Source organism: Flavobacterium sp. LC2016-01 (assembly GCF_009711135.1).
GTDB lineage: Bacteria > Bacteroidota > Bacteroidia > Flavobacteriales > Flavobacteriaceae > Flavobacterium.
In genome coordinates this window covers 171,858-189,948 of sequence record NZ_WMIC01000009.1, presented here as the reverse complement: position 1 = coordinate 189,948, position 18,091 = coordinate 171,858, and the positions used below count along the sequence as shown (strand labels likewise).

18 protein-coding genes are annotated in these 18,091 nt (G+C 29.9%); all 18 read right to left on the bottom strand.

From position 1 onward, the window contains the following. Positions 1-70: 70 nt before the first annotated feature. The 18 genes from GKZ88_RS18420 to GKZ88_RS18340 all read right to left on the bottom strand — a co-directional run bounded on the left by GKZ88_RS18420 (position 71) and on the right by GKZ88_RS18340 (position 18,085). Positions 71-1,468 carry a hypothetical protein gene (locus GKZ88_RS18420; protein WP_155103779.1) on the bottom strand — a complete coding sequence of 466 codons (1,398 nt, stop codon included), beginning with the start codon at positions 1,466-1,468 and terminating at the stop codon, positions 71-73. Between the two features lie 177 nt (positions 1,469-1,645). Next, a complete protein-coding gene (locus tag GKZ88_RS18415) occupies positions 1,646-2,386 on the bottom strand; it encodes a class I SAM-dependent methyltransferase (protein WP_155103778.1) in 741 nt (246 codons plus the stop codon). Positions 2,387-2,464: 78 nt separating this feature from the next. Next, positions 2,465-3,394 carry an NAD(P)-dependent oxidoreductase gene (locus GKZ88_RS18410; RefSeq protein ID WP_196216497.1) on the bottom strand — a complete coding sequence of 310 codons (930 nt, stop codon included), beginning with the start codon at positions 3,392-3,394 and terminating at the stop codon, positions 2,465-2,467. Continuing rightward, positions 3,375-4,073, bottom strand: a complete 699-nt coding sequence (locus GKZ88_RS18405) for an acylneuraminate cytidylyltransferase family protein (RefSeq protein WP_155103776.1) — start codon at positions 4,071-4,073, stop codon at positions 3,375-3,377. Before GKZ88_RS18405 ends, GKZ88_RS18410 begins: the two co-directional genes overlap by 20 nt. Beyond that, on the bottom strand, positions 4,073-5,230 hold the full coding sequence (gene neuC / locus GKZ88_RS18400) for a UDP-N-acetylglucosamine 2-epimerase (RefSeq protein WP_155103775.1): 1,158 nt from the start codon (positions 5,228-5,230) through the stop codon (positions 4,073-4,075). The genes GKZ88_RS18405 and neuC overlap by 1 nt, the downstream gene beginning before the upstream one ends. 99 nt (positions 5,231-5,329) lie before the next feature. Continuing rightward, a complete protein-coding gene (locus tag GKZ88_RS18395) occupies positions 5,330-6,346 on the bottom strand; it encodes an N-acetylneuraminate synthase family protein (protein ID WP_155103774.1) in 1,017 nt (338 codons plus the stop codon). Between the two features lie 29 nt (positions 6,347-6,375). Then, positions 6,376-7,260, bottom strand: a complete 885-nt coding sequence (locus tag GKZ88_RS18390; protein WP_155103773.1) for a glycosyltransferase — start codon at positions 7,258-7,260, stop codon at positions 6,376-6,378. A gap of 22 nt (positions 7,261-7,282) precedes the next feature. Further along, positions 7,283-8,536, bottom strand: a complete 1,254-nt coding sequence (locus GKZ88_RS18385; protein ID WP_155103772.1) for a UDP-glycosyltransferase — start codon at positions 8,534-8,536, stop codon at positions 7,283-7,285. Positions 8,537-8,548: 12 nt separating this feature from the next. Next, entirely contained in the window at positions 8,549-9,403 is an 855-nt protein-coding gene (gene wecB, locus GKZ88_RS18380) for a UDP-N-acetylglucosamine 2-epimerase (non-hydrolyzing) (protein ID WP_347343897.1), read from the bottom strand. A gap of 111 nt (positions 9,404-9,514) precedes the next feature. Then, complete coding sequence (locus GKZ88_RS22665) at positions 9,515-9,646, bottom strand: hypothetical protein (protein ID WP_347343896.1); 132 nt, start codon at positions 9,644-9,646, stop codon at positions 9,515-9,517. A 96-nt stretch (positions 9,647-9,742) separates the two neighbouring features. Then, the gene (locus GKZ88_RS18375; protein WP_155103771.1) at positions 9,743-10,693 is read right to left on the bottom strand and encodes a glycosyltransferase family 2 protein; all 951 of its coding nucleotides are present in this window, start codon (positions 10,691-10,693) and stop codon (positions 9,743-9,745) included. Positions 10,694-10,716: 23 nt separating this feature from the next. Next, the gene (locus tag GKZ88_RS18370) at positions 10,717-11,652 is read right to left on the bottom strand and encodes a glycosyltransferase family 2 protein (protein ID WP_196216496.1); all 936 of its coding nucleotides are present in this window, start codon (positions 11,650-11,652) and stop codon (positions 10,717-10,719) included. Positions 11,653-11,786: 134 nt separating this feature from the next. Then, on the bottom strand, positions 11,787-12,758 hold the full coding sequence (locus GKZ88_RS18365) for a hypothetical protein (RefSeq protein ID WP_155103769.1): 972 nt from the start codon (positions 12,756-12,758) through the stop codon (positions 11,787-11,789). 75 nt (positions 12,759-12,833) lie between these two features. Beyond that, positions 12,834-13,682 carry a glycosyltransferase gene (locus GKZ88_RS18360; RefSeq protein ID WP_155103768.1) on the bottom strand — a complete coding sequence of 283 codons (849 nt, stop codon included), beginning with the start codon at positions 13,680-13,682 and terminating at the stop codon, positions 12,834-12,836. Beyond that, complete coding sequence (locus GKZ88_RS18355) at positions 13,672-14,913, bottom strand: glycosyltransferase family 4 protein (RefSeq protein ID WP_196216495.1); 1,242 nt, start codon at positions 14,911-14,913, stop codon at positions 13,672-13,674. The genes GKZ88_RS18360 and GKZ88_RS18355 overlap by 11 nt, the downstream gene beginning before the upstream one ends. Further along, entirely contained in the window at positions 14,910-15,860 is a 951-nt protein-coding gene (locus GKZ88_RS18350) for a glycosyltransferase family 2 protein (RefSeq protein WP_155103767.1), read from the bottom strand. Before GKZ88_RS18350 ends, GKZ88_RS18355 begins: the two co-directional genes overlap by 4 nt. Positions 15,861-16,012: 152 nt before the next feature. Beyond that, positions 16,013-16,882 (bottom strand): glycosyltransferase, encoded by an 870-nt coding sequence (locus tag GKZ88_RS18345; protein ID WP_155103766.1) that lies wholly within the window; start codon positions 16,880-16,882, stop codon positions 16,013-16,015. 84 nt (positions 16,883-16,966) lie between these two features. Then, complete coding sequence (locus tag GKZ88_RS18340; RefSeq protein WP_155103765.1) at positions 16,967-18,085, bottom strand: glycosyltransferase; 1,119 nt, start codon at positions 18,083-18,085, stop codon at positions 16,967-16,969. Positions 18,086-18,091: the final 6 nt, after the last annotated feature.

Sequence of the window (18,091 nt, the reverse complement as noted above, 5' to 3'; positions counted from 1 at the left end):
TTAGAAAAAATGATCCATTCCTCCTACTTGTTCTGGAAGTAATTGATAATTGCAGGTAATTGCTATTTTTTTAGTCATTGAATGATGCTAAAGTTGTAGCGATTCTTTTGCTGGTTCCTTCGAGACTCTGCCCTATTTGCAAATTAATCATTTCAATTCTTTCTTGTTTTCTTTCCTCAGGATTTTCCAATGCCTGATTAATTTGATCAATAAGTTCTTTTTTATCTTTGGCAATTGTCACAGCATTTCCGTCAATTACTTTTTTGTAATGAACATAATTTAAAAATCTTTGGTCGTTATACAGCCCGTTTTCTAAATTTCCAAAAACAGTATTTATAACCGGTTTATCAAAAAACATAGAATCTAAACTCATAGTTGAGCACATATTGATATTCAAATCTGCGTTTTCCAACAATGCCCTCAAATCTGCAATATCTTCTTGACTTGGAATCCTTTGAGACCAGCTTTCCTGATGATTTTCTCTGGTCAAAACCCATTTTGGGACATTCCACATAATTTCCGGAAATTCATCACGAATAGCTTTAAACCTACTGTCATCCTCTGCTGGCGAAGTTCTAACCAAAAGCTGCACATCAACTTTAATTTCATTATTTCGAATAGCCTCGGCAATAGATTTAATAACTAAAGGATCGTTTGAACCAATTGAAACATCAGCACAACTGTAGCTGATTATTTTTTTAGATGAATCTAATTTAAATTTTGAGATAAAATCTTCTTTTGATGACTTATATTTGTCCAAAACGTATGGTTCAAATTGAGGTGTTCCCACAATATGTACGTTTTCACTTTTTACATTTGGATAAAAGTAAAGCAATTCGTTTTTCATTAATTGGCTCCAAACCAGAAAACAATCAAATGTTCCTAACATTCGACCTTTAGAAGCCAAGTTATCCCAACTGAAAATAAATGTACTTACAGGAATTTTGGATTTAATTGTGGCATATAAAAAAGGGGCTAAATATGGAGGTCGTTGATGCGTAAAAAACACATAAGAAGGTTTGTCTTTTTTAAGTAAGTCAATATATTCTTTTGTAATTTTATTTTTTGAAAAAGTTAAAAACTGCATTTTTTCAGCAAACAAAATGCTTTTATCTGAATTTACATATCGCGTAAAAAAGTGCAACATTTTTATCAATAAAGAACGAATAGAATTGTTCTTAGGATAACCAGTAACAAGATTATCTTTCATTCCGTAAAACCCCTTATGAAGTTGCAAATGAGCTAATTCTTTCCATTTTCTAAAAAACCATGTGCCTTTACCTTCTGTAAAAACAGGCAGTTCTTTGATTTCAACATCCAACCCATTAAAATCAGTATAACAATTTTTAGGCAGTCCTGAATAAATAATAATCTTGTCAAATTGTGAAGAAGCTTCTTTAATAAAATCACTCATTATAAAATTTCTGAATCCTACTCCATCTGTGATTACAATTCCTAATTTTTTCATTTTTTTTAAATCATTTATTCTATTTCGGTGGCTTACCTTTCTTTTTAAGAAGCTCACCAAATTCCATTACTACTTTTTAATATGTCTATACTTTAAGATTTCGCAAAACAAAAAATCATTTGTTCTTAAAATTTGCAGCAAAGTTTTGTTTCTGATACAATATTAGATTAAGATCAATTAATACAATTTTATATGAACTATTTTCCAAGGCAACATTAAATATCCTTTGAATTGGTTTCCTTCAACGATTCGGGTGGCAATATTTTTACCAGCAATATTCTTGTGTTCATTGAAATGCTTCATTATGGCCTCTTCATCAAATTCATCGTCATAAATAACTAATTGACCTTTATCCCCAATGATATTCTTTAAATAATTTTCGTCATAAATATTAATATACATGAAAGATTCTGGCTCTCCATTTTCATCAAAATTATTTGATAGTGCTTTTTTGGTTATTAGAACCTCATCACCCACTAACATCCTAATAAAAACGTCATTCTTTGTAACTCGAATAAGTTCATTAATTGCTTTTTCAATTTGAGGAATATGAGGAATTGTATTTGAGCAGATTGACACTTCAAAGCTTTTATCTTCAATTTCTAAGTTTCTAATATCACCTAACTTAAATTGATAATTCTCATTCTCTTTAAATATCTCAATGGCATCAATTATATGTTGCTCTGTAATATCAACGCCTAAATACTTAAAATCATTTTCTATTTTTTTTTCAAGACTTAAAATAAAATGTCCTGTACCGCAACCTGCATCAAGTATAGAATTATGACTCTTTGCTTTGTGAAATACCAGTTGTGAAATTTGTTTAGCAGCTTCCATTTCACTTTTAAGCCCTTTTGCCCTATCTCTTAATTCAGCGTGATAGTAACTCCTTTCTGTCCAATAATTCCACTTTCCCATTTTCTTTTTTTTCAATTAAATTTATATATTACAACCTACTATTTTTATTTATAGTGCTATACTATTTCAAGTATTAAACTATTTTTTTAAAAATTTTTCTACAATAAATTCCTCTGTCATTGCCATAGATTCAAACGTTGCTCCGGCAATATGAGGAGTAATGACAATATCAAGTCCTTTTTTTGCCAAAGTAACCAACTCATTCTTTTCATCTTCACGATGAAACTCATTACACAAAACATCAGTCGCTATCCCTTTAATTAGACCGTTTTCTAATTTCTTAGCAATTACATTTTCATTCCAAACTCTTCCCCTAGATGTATTGATAACACAAGCTTCTTTTTTTAAACAATCAAGAAGATTCTCGTTGATAAACCCATCATTTTCTGTTGTGTACGGAATATGTATAGTAACAATATCAGCCCAAGAAAATAAAGCTTCTGGAGTTTCAAATCTTTCATAAATAGATTCAAAAGAAAGCACATCGTAAAATCCTATCTTCATACCAAAAGCTGATGCAATATGGGCTACTTGCTTACCAACTCTTCCCATTCCTAAAACCGCAATATTTTTGCCTTTTAGATTGTTATTTTTAAACCCATCCCTATTCCAATTTCCTAATTTTACATCATCAAAGGCGAAAGGCACTTTTTTGATTAAGGATAGAATTAAAGCCCAAGTATGTTCTGCCGTAGAAGGAATACTTTCTAAAAACTCAGTTTCTCCTTTTAAGGTAACTATTCTTCCTCCTTTTGAGGCAAAATAGTCTTCATCAATATGATCTGTTCCGGTCGTAGCCGAAAGAATATATTTTAAATTTGGCAACTGATCTATTATAGAACTGCTAATCTTAAATTTTAATCTAATAAAAATTACAGAAGCATCAATACATTCTGATATTAGTTGTTGTTCACTTTTACAATCTAACAGCTTCACACTGCCAATTTCTGAAAGTTTCTCTAGTCCCTTTGGGCTAAAATGCTCGGATTCAGTTATTGCTATTTTCATCTTTCCAATCATCATATAATAAAGTTGCGAGTGCAAAATCCCTTTTATTATCAATATTTACGAGCCAATTTGGATCCATCACATAAGGCTTTTTATATTGAGGCATTAAGGTGTTTTGTTCTAGAAAAGCTTTTTGCGTAATCACATAAAAACAGCCATTTCTATAATAAACCGGTGCCAGATCCTGTCTTCTTAAACTTTCACCGGAATCAATATAAGGAATCAAATTATTATGGTCATCAAGATTATACATTCGGGCTGGGTGAATATCGTCCATAGGCACAACACTAATAACTCCTTCTAATGCTGCGTCTTTTTTAAACATATCAATTATTTCATCCAATTGTTGTCCTGAACGAAGAGGTGCCGTTGGCTGCAGCAAAACTAGCAAATCGAAATCAGTTTTTAAAACGTCAAGTGCATGTTTAACTGCATTCACAACAGGACTGTCATCTTTTGCAAGATTATCTGGTCGCGTTATGATGCTGATATTTTCTTTTTCAACAACATTTATAATTTCAACACTATCAGTTGTAACCACAATGCTCGAAATCATTTTTGACTCCTTTGCGCAATCAATGGCATGTACAATAAGCGGTTTATCTCCTAAAAGTTTTATATTCTTTCCTGGCACGCCCTTTGAGCCTCCTCGAGCTGGGATAATAGCAAGAATTTTCATTAATACATTATTGTTTTATGAAATTGCAAAGGCAATTCAGACAACAATTCAGCTATCTGCTCACCTGCTTTTCCAATACCATAAATTGACGAAGAAACGGTTTTCCCTTTTTGAACAGAAGCGATAATGGCCGCTTCTATCTCGTCTTGCAAATAGTCAACATCTACACTATTTCCTCCACGGTCTCTTCTATTTTGACGAGAACCAATATTAATTACTGGAACTCCTAAAAAGGCACATTCACGAATACCAACACTAGAGTTTCCTATCAAACAATCACTATGCTTTAACAATTCCAGGAAATCTTTCCCTTCCATATTCTTAAAAAAGTGAACATTGGGCAACTGGTGCTGTTCTCTAAAAGCACGTATTCCTGTTGAAGTTCCGTCAGCTCCTGCATCTACATTTGGCCAAAACCAAAGCGTCGGTTTATTAATTTTATAAATAGCTTCAAGAGTAGCTTCAATATGCTTTCTAGAATCTTTATATTCTGTGGTAACAGGATGTTGCATTACTACCAAATATCCATTAGATAAATCCGGTGTTGCCCCCACCCCTCCATATTTTTGATAAGGATCAAACGGAAGTTTTTCGCTTTCAATAATTTCTTCTGCTAAATCAATGGAAGGACAGCCTGTATTAAAAACCATCGCAGGATCTTCTCCTAATTTTATAACTCTATCTTTTGCACTCTCTGAGGCTACAAAATGATAATCTGATAATTTTGTGATTGCGTGGCGTACTTTTTCGTCAATATTTCCAGTGACTTCGCCACCTTGTATGTGCGCCAAAGGAATGTTCATGTAAGAAGCCGCAATAGCAGTTGCCATTGTTTCAAATCGATCAGCTACAGTTACCACAATATCTGGTTTTAAATTATCAAAAACAGTAGATAATTCTAAAATCCCAATTCCGGTAGTTTTTGCAGCGGCGGTCAGATTCTCTCCTTCTAGTACATTAAAAACCTTGGCTGCAATGCTGAAACCGTCTTTCTCGATAAAATTTACAGCAGACCCATATCGATCTAATAAGGCTGAAGCTGCTACAACCAAAAGCAACTCTAAATCCGGGTGCTTCTCGATAGCAGACAATACTGTTTTTACACGACTGTAAGAAGGACGTGCTGTAATAACAACAGCTATTTTTCTTTTTGGCATTTTTAATTTATTAAGGGGCTAAAGTAGATAAAAAAGAGGAAAAGAAAAACGTTATTTTTTATCAAATTTATTACGCGAAAAAAGTCGTTTTTTTTTTACTTATAACAAATCTGTCTCATTCAAAAAATCCCATTGTTTTAATTCTTTATTCAATTTTTTGCCAATGATTTTTTGAAATTGAGAAGCGTCTATTCCGAATCCTTTCGGTTTCTTAGCTTCCAAATCTTCAAATGTGAGAATATGATTTTTAGGTAGATCTTTATTGACAGCCAATGATTTTTCAAAGATTTGCTTCAGCGAAGAAAAAGCTTCATTATCATTTTTATCAATATCATTTGATAAAGAAGTTGCTATATTTCGAACAGCAATAACCAAATCTGCAGTCTCAGAAATTGTCAATGAAGACTTTGAATCCGGACCAAACATTTGTCTGTCAAAAACAATGTGAAATTCTAAAATATTTGCTCCTAAAGCAGTTGCAGCTATACAAGTTTCTATTTTTGCAGAATGATCCGAGAAACCAACTGGTACATTATATCGATTTTTCAATTCCTGAATAACATTTAGACCATATTGTTCTGGCTGAGTTGGATATGCAGTAGTACATTGCAAAATTGCAAAATTGACATTTCTTTCTTTCAAAAAAGCAACTGTATCATCTAATTCAACATACGAACTCATACCTGAAGACAAAATTACTGGCTTGCCTGTTTGGGCTATTTTTTCTAATATCAAGAAATTATTTACTTCGCCTGAGCCAATTTTGTAACATTCTACACCTATTTCTTCCAGCCAATCTACTGCAAAATTGCTAAATGGAGAACAAATAAAATCTAATCCAACTTCATCACAATGCTTTTTAACTTCTTTCCATTGATCTAAAGAAAAACCCATTCGTTTCCAATAATCAAAGCGTGTTTTATCTTCTAATGAAAACTGAACTCGGAATGGTTCATGTTCACTGCTCTCAGCTTCAGCAATATGCATTTGAAATTTAATAGCATCAACACCAGCTTGAGCAGCAGCATCAATATAAGAGTGTAAAATTCCTAAACTGCCATCGTGCGCCTGGCCAATTTCTGCAATAATATAAGGGGATGATTTTTTTGACAGCATATTACAATTTCTTTTTTTAATTTTAAGTCTTAAAATTTTAAACGAGACAAACCTCGCATTTTTAAAATTACCGTTTTATCAATTGCGTTTCTATAACTTAAAATTTTAGGAATATTAATCATTACAATAAATAACGTTTTAAAATATATTTTACAGCATTCCCAGTCGGTTAAGGCATATTTTTTAAAATTATGCCAATATAATTTTAAAATATTAATTAAAGGAAATGGATAATATACCAAAAAATAAAAAGTTGAATTTTTCAATTGTTTTCCAAATCTAAAATAATTCTGTTTATTTAATTTCCTTTGTTCTTTGTTTACTCGATGATTAATTTTTACTTGATTTGTATATAAAATATCGTAGCCTTTTGATATAACTTCAATAGACAAACAAGATTCCTCTCCATAAATATCAATCCATACAGGAAAACCATTCGTAAGATTATAAACTGATTTTCGAATTGCGAAACCGCAACCAATAAATTCAGACGTCAAATACTCTTTCTTTTCTGTTTCTGCTTGTCTTATAGCTTCTTGATCAGATTGAAAAACTCCTTTTATTTCTTCAAAAGCTAAAATTCCAACATTGGTGCTTTTTTGAAACAGATTTTCGATTTGATCCAAAAAATCAATACTTAACGGATGTGCATCATCATCTAAACCAATGAGAATTTCCGAATTTGCTAACGGGTAAATTTGATGTCTCGCACCTGAAGCTCCAATTGAATTCATGGAAATAAACCATTTTACCCAAATAAATTCATTTTTAAGGCTCTCAGATTCATCAGTACAGCCATCCAAAAAAACTAAAACTTCTACTTCAGATTTATCTATTAAAGATTCTAAAATATTTAATGTTTTGAATAAATCTTGTTTCCGATTTTTTGATACAATCAGTATTGAGGCTCTCATTTTTAATTATTTGTTGTTTTTTTTAAACACTTTTTAAATCTTTTAGTGTATCTGTTAAATAGGATACAGACACGTATTCCTCAAGGTCTTTTCTGTTTAAATTTAATTCATTGGGGTTTTGTTTCCATAATAGATACAGCTTCTCTATCAAAAATGCAATTCTTTTTACATCATCTACCTCTGACCAATATTCATAATCCTCACCAAGTAATCTTCTTGTTTCACTATAATATGGCGCTAAAGAAAGAATAGCTTTGTTTGCTTCTACACAATGTGGAAACTTAGCTGGAAGAAAAGGACTAATTTCTCCTTTTGCTTCAAGAATTATATTAACAGAAACATTTTTTTGCAAATAATAAACCTCATCAAAAGGTTTATTACCATTATGAATGAAAATTTCAGGACTGTTTTTTTTATAATCGTTTAACATTTCTGTATGATAAGAAGCATTTCCTAACAAGAGAAGTCTTGCTTCTTTTTTTGCGTCAGAATTTTTTTCCAAAAACAATTTAAAGCCCTTTATTAAACCTTCTGGCGAACGTTGCTTCATAAGATTTCCTGCATGAAGCAAATTAAACTTTGTTTTATCAAAATAGCTTAGCAAATTAGTGTTTTGATCTAAATTTTGTGAAATATCCTTAGAATTTTGGTGTGGTATTACTATACCTGTCTTCATAAAGTCAGGGAAATAACTTCCCATCCATTCTAACAACAATTGGCTAGGGAATGCACTAAATTTAGCTTTTTTTGAAACTTCTAAAAAGAAATTTTCTTTAGCTTTATAATTAGGTTCGACCCAAGTATAAGGTCTGGGATAAAAATGAAAAGGATATGGATCATGAACATACGCGATCCATTTGTTATGTAAATCGGGAATTTTTAACATTGCATAATGTGGACGAAAACTCGCTCCTTTGCTTAATGTCAAAACTAAATCTGGCTGGAATTTATTTTTTTCAATAGCTTGTCTAATACTATTAGTATCATTAAAAAAAGTAAAAGAAAAACCAAATAATTTTTCTAAAAAAGATGCCATATTCACTTTTAAATTCCTACTTATAACGCGCTGTAGTCTGCTTAAAAAAAATAAGCCACTAATTTTGATTTCAGGAATTGCATAGGTTTTAATACCTTCTAATTTAATATCTTTTAAAGTGTAATGATATGCCAAAACTTCAAAACCAGCTTTATTTAAATTATTAATTAAAGCAACATTTGCCTTTGACCCACTGCTATCCTCAATGTTAATAGACTCAACTACAACAAGTATTTTCATTTCACTTCTATTTTAAGCAAATAATTTAGATTTTTTTTTTGAAGCATCTCCATTTCCGTAAGGGTTCATGATATTATTGAAACCGTCAAACTTATCCAAAATATCTTGAATGGCTTTTACAATTTTAACCTCATCAGTTCCTGTTAGTGCAGAAAATCCAGCCGCAATTCCTTCGGATCTTTCTGAAACTGTTCTAGTAACTATGACTGGTTTCCCTAACGAAGGGGCTTCTTCTTGAATTCCACCTGAATCAGTAACAATCAAAAAAGATTGTTGCATTAACCATACAAAAGCTGAATAAGATACAGGATTAGTAAGTAAAATATTATCTTTAACAGATAATAATTGATTAACAACATCTTTGATATTTGGATTTAAATGCACTGGATAAACTATTATAACATCTTCACGTTTCGAAATAGTTAACAACGCTTCACAAATATTTCTCATACCTATGACAAAATTTTCTCTACGATGACCTGTTACTAATATATTTTTTTTATCTCTTGAAATTATTTTTTTTAATGTTTCTATCTCAGAATGTTTATAATCGTCTGATTCTATTTTATTAATTGTCCATAATAAAGCATCCACGACAGTGTTACTAGTTTCAATAATTCTGTCAGAAGAAAAACCTTCTTGCAACAAATTTTGCGTTGCTTGAAGTGTTGGCGTAAAATATATGTCGTCCATTCTACTCGTGATTTGACGATTTATCTCTTCAGGAAATAGTGCGTTTTTATTATAGATTCTCAATCCAGCTTCGATATGTCCCGTTTTTATTCCCAAATCGAAACTTGCTAACGCTACCATACAGGATGTTGTTGTATCACCATGAATCAAAACTAAATCTGGTTTTTCTTTTATTAATACCTCATTTATTTTTAAGAGTATTTTAGAGCTTAACTCATTTAAACTTTGATTTGGTTACATTAAATCAAGATCATAATCTGGAATAATTTCAAAGAAATTCAAAACCTAATCTAACATTTGTCGGTGCTGGGCTGTAACACATACCTTAACTTCAAAATTATTCTTTTGAAGTTCGTGATAAAGTGGCGCCATTTTTATAGCTTCTGGCCGAGTTCCAAAACAAAGGAGGATCTTCATAATTTTTTTAAATTTAATAAAATTTAATAACTCTATTACTTGCTTGATAATACCTGAAGATATCGCATTACAAATAAGAGATTTATGAGTAAAAATCTATTTTTTATATTTTTTATACAGAGGATAAAGTTTTTTATAGATAGCGTATTTCAGCATATAATATCTCGCAAACCTTAAATTAATTTCATTTTCTTTAAAAAAATAAAAATGCTCCTTTAATAAGATAGAGTTTGATCTCCAATAATTATAAAACACTTTAAACAACTTCCATTTAAAATAAGAAACACACTCTATGTCATTAAATTTTAAATGATCACTCATTAACTGTAAACTATACAATAGCGACTTTAAACTATGAACATCTTTGGAAGCACTAATTCTTTCACTTTCATAACTACGATATAAAACAAAACACTCATGAGTATTTACCACCTTTTTACTTTTAAGCAAAATACGAGTCATAAACTCTGCATCATCATTCAATTTTAAATCAATATTCCAATTACCCGAAATATTAATCAAATTTCTGTGCATTAAGAATGCATGGATGGGTATAAAAGTTTGTTTTTTTCTCAATTCAATGAAAAAGTTATTTGCCGTCAAGTAAGATTTAGAATCAAAAACACTATTTCGTTCAAAAATCTTTTGTGGCCAAAACAGATCCCAATCACAGCTAGCAAATATTTTTTCGTCATTTAACTTGTCTAGCAACTTCACTTGCAATTCCAACTTATTTATTGAAAGCAAATCATCATCATCCAACCACTGAATGTATTTTCCTTTACTTAATCCTAAACCATAATTTCGACAACTTGCTGCTCCTTTCGGATAATTTTCAGGTCTTTTGAAATATTTAAATCGGAAATCATCTTTTATTATTGTTTGAATGACAACATCTGTTTGATCAGTACTACCATCATCAATTATCAAGCACTCCCAATTGTTAATAGTTTGATTTTTGACTGAAAGCAAAGCTTCTTTTAAAAAATCAATTCTATTAAAAGTCGGAATAATAATAGAGACCTTAATTATATATTGTTCGTTCATTTAAATTTAAAATATTTGATTGACTACACCCAAGTAGACAATTTACCTATAATCTTATTGCTAACTTTAGAGATATAAAGAGTCGATTTTAAATAAAGCTTTAACTTTATAGAAAACCCTTCGTTTTGAGTCACATATTTAATTAATTCTTTTAAATAATGAGGTTGATAATAATCAATCATAAATGTTTTTGCCAAAAAAAGAATACTTTTTTTTGTATGCAATCGATTTACGGTAAGATATTCATATATTTTTATGCGTATTATTGCAGATGTCTTCCTTCTGCTAAAATCTAAATCATCACCCATTGTTAATGATTTTTTATGTTTACGATACTTAAATAAGTATTCGTCTACAACATCATAACTTGGGTTAAGATAACCTATCCTTGTAAGGAGTTCCCACTCTTCAGCATATAATAAATGTTCATCAAAGCGAAAATTTTTAATATATATTGCTCTCCACAAAATACATTGAATATTTACCTTTAAGTCTCCAACCAATATAGCATCTCCCATGTGCGAATGTGAAAGTTGAAAAATTGGTCGTGATACATTAGATCTATCATCATGATCAAATTTTTCAAATTTACTGATGGTAAAATTTACGTTGGATTTCGGGGCCAATGATAAAATTTTTGATTCTATATTGTTTGGGCACATTAAATCATCGTCATCAAAAAACTGAATGAATTCGGCGTTTCGAGAAATTGCAATGTCTAATCCATAATTTCTAGTTCCTGAGAGCCCTTTTTTATATTTCTTTGTTTTCTTATAATAACTGAACCTGTTGTCTTTTTTTATGTACTCGCTTACAATCTCTTCAGTTGAATCAGTAGAATTATCATCAATTATAATACACTCCCAATTAGAATAAGTTTGTGATACAATTGAATTCAATGTCTCAGCAATCAGGTGTGATCGATTAAAAGTTGCTAAGAGAATAGTAACTAATTTCATTTCATTCATTTGAATTGTTTTGTTTTAAATTTTAATACTGTCATCTACTGCAACCATCGAAAGAAAACTCCACAGTATAGTTTTTATTTAAATTTTCAAGTTAATTATTTAAAAAATACTAAATTTTATGAATTTTAGCTTACAATTGTCTTTTTACTAATACTTTCATAAGCAACGGTTTGCAAACCTTTATCAATACGGCGATGAATTTCATTTCCATAATTATAAATAAAGGATTCATCATTATCTAAAAGAAAAGCTCGCTTCAAAGAAATTAAGCTAGAATAAGAACTTCTAGAATTTCCAATGAAAGCACTTGCTCTACAGCATATTTCAAAGTTAATTGCTGCATTAATTTCATATTCAAGTTTTGGATCAAAAAAATAGTTAGAATTATAATTTAATTTTTCTAAATAGCTCTTTATTTCATGATGATTTTCGCCTGATGTAAAAAACAAACTCTTCGATTTGCTCAAAGCCTGAAGCATGTTCATCACTTTATCTAAATTTACGAAGACTGATTCTTCTTTATCCGATACTTGTAAAAATTTCGCATGTTTTGTCCAATCTGATTCTGTTCTTATTTGAATAGCAATTTCTACTCTATTTGACACATATTCTTCTACAATATTTTCATATTCAGGCTTAAGCCTTAATGCTTCTATAACTTTTAATTTAGTTGATTCGGAACTTATCACTCCTGATTTACGTTCTATCTTTAATTCCTTCTCTGAATAATTCCATAAGTCAATATCGTTATCAATTAATTTTAAGCTAAAAAACTTTAAAAACTTATTTTTTACAATTTTATCTTTAGCGATCATTAATGTTTTGCCATTATTGTACTTACTCATTACTTCATTGAAATATTCAATATCATAAATATCTGAAAATAGAATTCTGTTAGTCCAGCCAAAATCAGGCTCGACGATAAATGCATTTTGCTTTAAAGCAATATCACAAGCACTAAATAAACAATAAAGTTTATTACACAACCCTCCTTTTAATCTTAATATTAAGTATTTATTGCTATAATTTTTTAAAAAAAATTTAAGCGAATAATGACGCATTTTAAGTAGATTTTTCTTTATTTTAAATGTAGACATCTAGTTTTTGCTTTTAAATTTTTGCAAGAGCAGAATTAGCAGATATATCCTCCTTTATTAGTGCACTATCCAATATTATAATTTCTTTATCTTAAATATTTTTTTTACCCATCGAAGCGGTTTTAAAACAATTATTCCAATTCTATATTCAATTCTATGCAAGTTTTTTATCTTCTCTTTTTCTTCTCTTTCTATTTTAGATAACAAATGAATTATGAATTCTTCATAATGGCTTATGTACAAATCTTTATGTTTTAAATAAATTTCTCTTAATAAGGTATATTTAATTTTATTAGCTTTTGTTGTGGTTGAATTCTCTTTTACTCGATAATTAAACAGCGGTTCAGGAATTACATAAGCCACCCCTTCTTCTTTTAATAATCGAATATAAAATTCCCAATCTTCAAAACCTCTCCTCATTTCTTCATTATAACCTGATACTTTTTCCCAATCAGATTTTCTAAACATTGAACTCCCCATAGCACAATTATTTAATAAAAAAGCATCTATTTTACCTCCTCTAGGCTTAAAAATATCCGTTTTATTATTTTCAAAAATTCTATTTGTAAAGCAAGTAACAATTTTAACTAAATTATCTACTGAAAATAAAACTGTTGCTTTATCGCAAAAACTAGGTTCAAAAAAATCATCGCTGTCTAATACCAGAATATATTCTCCTTTTGCCTCTCTAATTCCAACATTTCTTGCTGTACTTTGTCCTTTATTTTCTTGTGTAATCAATTTTGTGATTTTTGGCTCAATTGTTTTCAAGACTTTTTTAGTTTCATCATTTGATCCATCATCAACAATGATAATTTCTTTATTTGGATATGTTTGATTCAGAGCTGAATTTACCGATTGCCTAATATATTGAACATCATTATAACAAGGTATAACAATTGATATAAGATTATTATTTTTCATTACTTAAATCACTATAAATTATTTCCCACTTCTTATCAATGACTTTTTGAGAATAATTATTATTTACAAATCGGACAGCTTGATTTCCCATTTCAATTAAAAGATTATTGTTTTCAATTAATGTTTTCACTTTGACCACCATACAATCAATGTCATATTCATCACAAATAAAGCCTGAAACTTTATTCTCAAGAGTATATTTTATCCCCCCTGAGTCAAACACCACAACAGGAAGTCCGCAAGCCATTGCTTCGATAGTTGCCAACCCTTGAGTTTCAGTACTTTTACCATTATGTAAAGAAACTGAAGGGAATAAGAATGTGTCATTTTGCCAAAGCAATTCACGAATTTCTTCACGTGATTTAGCTCCAGCCAAAATTATTGAATCACTTAAACTATTATTATTTATATAATTTTCTAAATTTTCACGTTCCGGTCCTTCTCCGATGATGATTAACTTTACATCAAATCCTTCAGATTTTAATTTCTTAACCACCTCTAAAGCATAAATATGTCCCTTGACAACATTTAATCTTCCGACAATAATTAAATTAAAAACGCTATCATTTCTTTGGGTCTTTTGAGGATAAAAGAAATCTGTATCGACGCCTATCGGAACTATTTTAAGCTTTTCCTCTGGACATCCTAAATCTGTGATTACTTCTGCCAAATATGGTGTATTAGCTACTATTAAATCTCCATATTTAAAGAGATTATCATAATAGCCATTATTAGCAATATATCCATTTATGGGGAAAAAAGCATCATGTCCATGAAAACTAACAATTAATGAAGGTTTATAGCCATTTTTTTTAAGTAAAGACAATACTCCTGAGTTGGTTCCATATTGAACATGAAAAATATCAACATCATTAAATTGGTTGTAAAAATGCCATTGGTATACCCACGATAAACTAAAATTTGAGTGTTCTTTATTATAATGAAATATTTGCTTTATCTTTTTTAAATTTAAAATTAACAGCAAGATCCATTTAAATAAGCGAACTGCTTTATTTTTTGGAATTTTATAATTTTCTACAATTATCTTCTTTTCAATTTCATATTTTGCGATAAGGTCCTCTTGTTTGCTAGCTTTAAAATCTAATACTTTACCTACTATCAATTTTACATCATAACCGCAATGTACGGCCGTTATAATTTGTGCCAAGATAAAAGTTTCTGACAAATGAGGAAACTGTCCTATTTTAAAAACTATTTTTTTACTCTTCACTTAAATTTACGTATTTTATTAGCAACCATAACTTTTACATAATAAAAAAAACTCTTTGTTTTTTCATAAAACCCTTTCTTAGATAAAGTCTCACCAAAGAAAAATAAATATTGATTCAACAAATCTTTATCTGAAATACTTCTAATTAAATACTGTTTACCATTTTCTACATATTTAATAGTGTGAGTTTTTTTGGTTTTTAACTTTATATAGCTATCTATTAGTATCCAACTAAGAATTGCGTCTCTACACTTTTCAGTATTAGAAAAACTGCTAACATTGTCATTTAAAAATCCATATCTATAAAAAGCTATACCACTTTCAGCATGTAAAACCTTAGAAGTATTCAACAAAACTCTAGTAAAAAATTCACCATCTTGGTTTATTGTCAATGACTCATTCCAAAGGCCACTTTTTATAACCAATTCCCTTTTAACTAAATAAGTATGAGGAGGCAAAAAAGTATTATATGTTCCAAAATCATAAATTAGATCAAAACCATTGTTATAGTTTTTATTAATTTCTTTTATTTTAGGGCCAACATTTTCTATTGTCTCTGAAAAATAATTCCATTTACTGGTCGCTAAAATATAATTATTTTCTAAACTTGTTCTCACAACATTTACTTGAGAAAGTAAAAGATCATTAGACAATAAATCATCAGAATCAAGCCATTTAATGAATGCTCCGTTACTTAACTCGAAGCCAAAATTTCTACAAACATTACCACCTTTTGGTCTTTCTTTTGGTCTTTTATGATATTGAAAACGAGAATCTTGCTTGCAATATCTCAATAAGATTTGCTCCGTTTCATCTGTGGAGCCATCATCTACGACAATACACTCCCAATTCGTATAAGTTTGCTCCAGTACACTATCAAGTGTCTGCCCCAAGAGATTTGCCCTATTGTATGTTGGAATAATAATTGAAATTAAGATCTCATTCATCTTTAATTATAATTTTTAATTGCAATTTATTCTTTTACACATATTGTATCAATTCAATTTTCAATGCTTTGTAATGATTATAATCTTACTGATATCATAGCAAAATCATATGTTATCCTTTATTAAGTACATTTTTAAAAATCATTATATTCTTAATTAGAACCTTTGATTTTTTTTAAAACATATCTTCTTCCTCTAAATGGCATCTTACTGATAAATTTTATTGTTTTTTCTAGATCTTTTGTGATTTCAATACTATATATTTTTAGATTGGTCTGCAAAGCATCTAAAAAATTTATTTCAAAAGCTTTCGGCAAAATAAATTTCAATTTATCATAACGATAAGCCTTTTTCAGACCTACACGTCGATGATTTACATAATTTTCCTGATGCGATAATTCCATCCAAAGCCTTTTTTTGCTATATGAAATAACATTCTTTTCGCTTTTCCACCCATAATGCATGCGGGAGAAAACGGTCTCAAAAGATTTTGCATTTTCAATTACGCTGATAAAAGCATTAAACGGATGAGTATACAACCTAATTTCTGGCTTTGAAATATCAATTGAAACTTGATATCCCTTTGTTAAGTCAATAACTGCAAGGTCAATTGGTTGAAATAGAACCTGTAATATGCTCACAAAATCTTTATGAATAATATCGTCATTATCGATTCTTGTGGTAATAATATGGGAATCAGTATTGACAATATTTTCAGATATATATTTTTTAAATGAACCGTTTAAATCACGCATTCCATCTATAAATATTGGGATTATATTTGGCGTATTTGTGGTTAAGGCAATAATTCTATCCTTAAAATTTTGTGGCGTATCAATATCAAAAAAAACACACCAAGTAAAATTTTGATTAGATTGGTTTCTAACGGACGGAAAACAATAGTTTTCAAACAAATTAAATCTATGCTCCAACCATTCGTCAGTTAAAACTAAATTACCAGATTTACTTTTTTTCCAATCAGATGTTTTTAAATTAAATCTAGTTGCGATAAAATGTTTCATTTTTTCCTAATTATATCAATTTATTCAGTACCAAAATAGTTTCTAAAAATTATGAACATCCGCTACTAATACTAAAAAAGAAGATTATTTATTATTAATTATTTTTTCAATTAAATCATCAATAACATTCAAATACCTTTCTAATGTAAAATCAGTTTTAATTTTCTTTTTTCCGTTCATACCTAATGTTATAGCCAATTCTTTATTTAATAAAAATAGTTTCATTTTTTCAGCCATACCTTCAACATCATGTTCTTCTACTAAAAAGCCTGTTTTGCCATCAATAATTACATCAGGAATACCTGCATGTTTTGTTGAAATAACTGGCAATCCGGCTGCACTAGCTTCTAAGATAGCTACTGGAGTCCCTTCCTGATCGCCATTCAAGGCAGTGATAGAATGTTGCACAAAAGCTAAAGAGGTTGATAAATATTCTATAAATTGACTTCTATCTACTATGCCTAGCAATGAGACAACATCTTGTAATTTAAATGTTCTAATCATATTGAGGCATACTTCTGATAATTCCCCATTACCGCCCATAACCAATCTTGCATTAGGAAATTGTTCATGAACTTTTTTAAATGCTAAAATCGTGTAGTAAGGTGCCTTTTTATTTACAAACCTCCCAATTGCAACAAAAGTTGGGTTACTAAATTGAGGAACAACATTTAAAAACAAATCATTTGGGCCATATGTATTATAGATCACTTTTTCTTTTGGGCAACCTAATTCAATTAGTTTTTTTTGCATCGAATGGGAAACTGCGATGACATATGTACTGTATTCAAAAACATTTTTATAATGATCACATTTATTAATAATTGCTTCAACCGAGGCATCATATCCATGAAAATGAGTAATTAAAGGAATGTTTAGCTTCTTGCAAACAGCCACAATTTGATGAGCTGTAGTGCCATATTGTGCCAAAACAACTTGAATTTCATTCTTTTGAAGCGAGCTCATAAAAGCCTTTTCTGTTACTGAAAAGGTTTTAAATCCCAGCTTACGTTTTATTTTCGTAGACCATACAAGACTCTTACTACCCAATTTGCCAAACTCTTCTAAAAATTGTGGTACTGCCCCTCCGTAATAATAATAAACTTTTCCTTTTAACCCATTTTTTTGTTCTTGAATAAAAGTTTCAGAATATACATCTTGAGAAGGAGAAACGATAGCTATTCTATTTTTTTGCAATTCCATAAATCA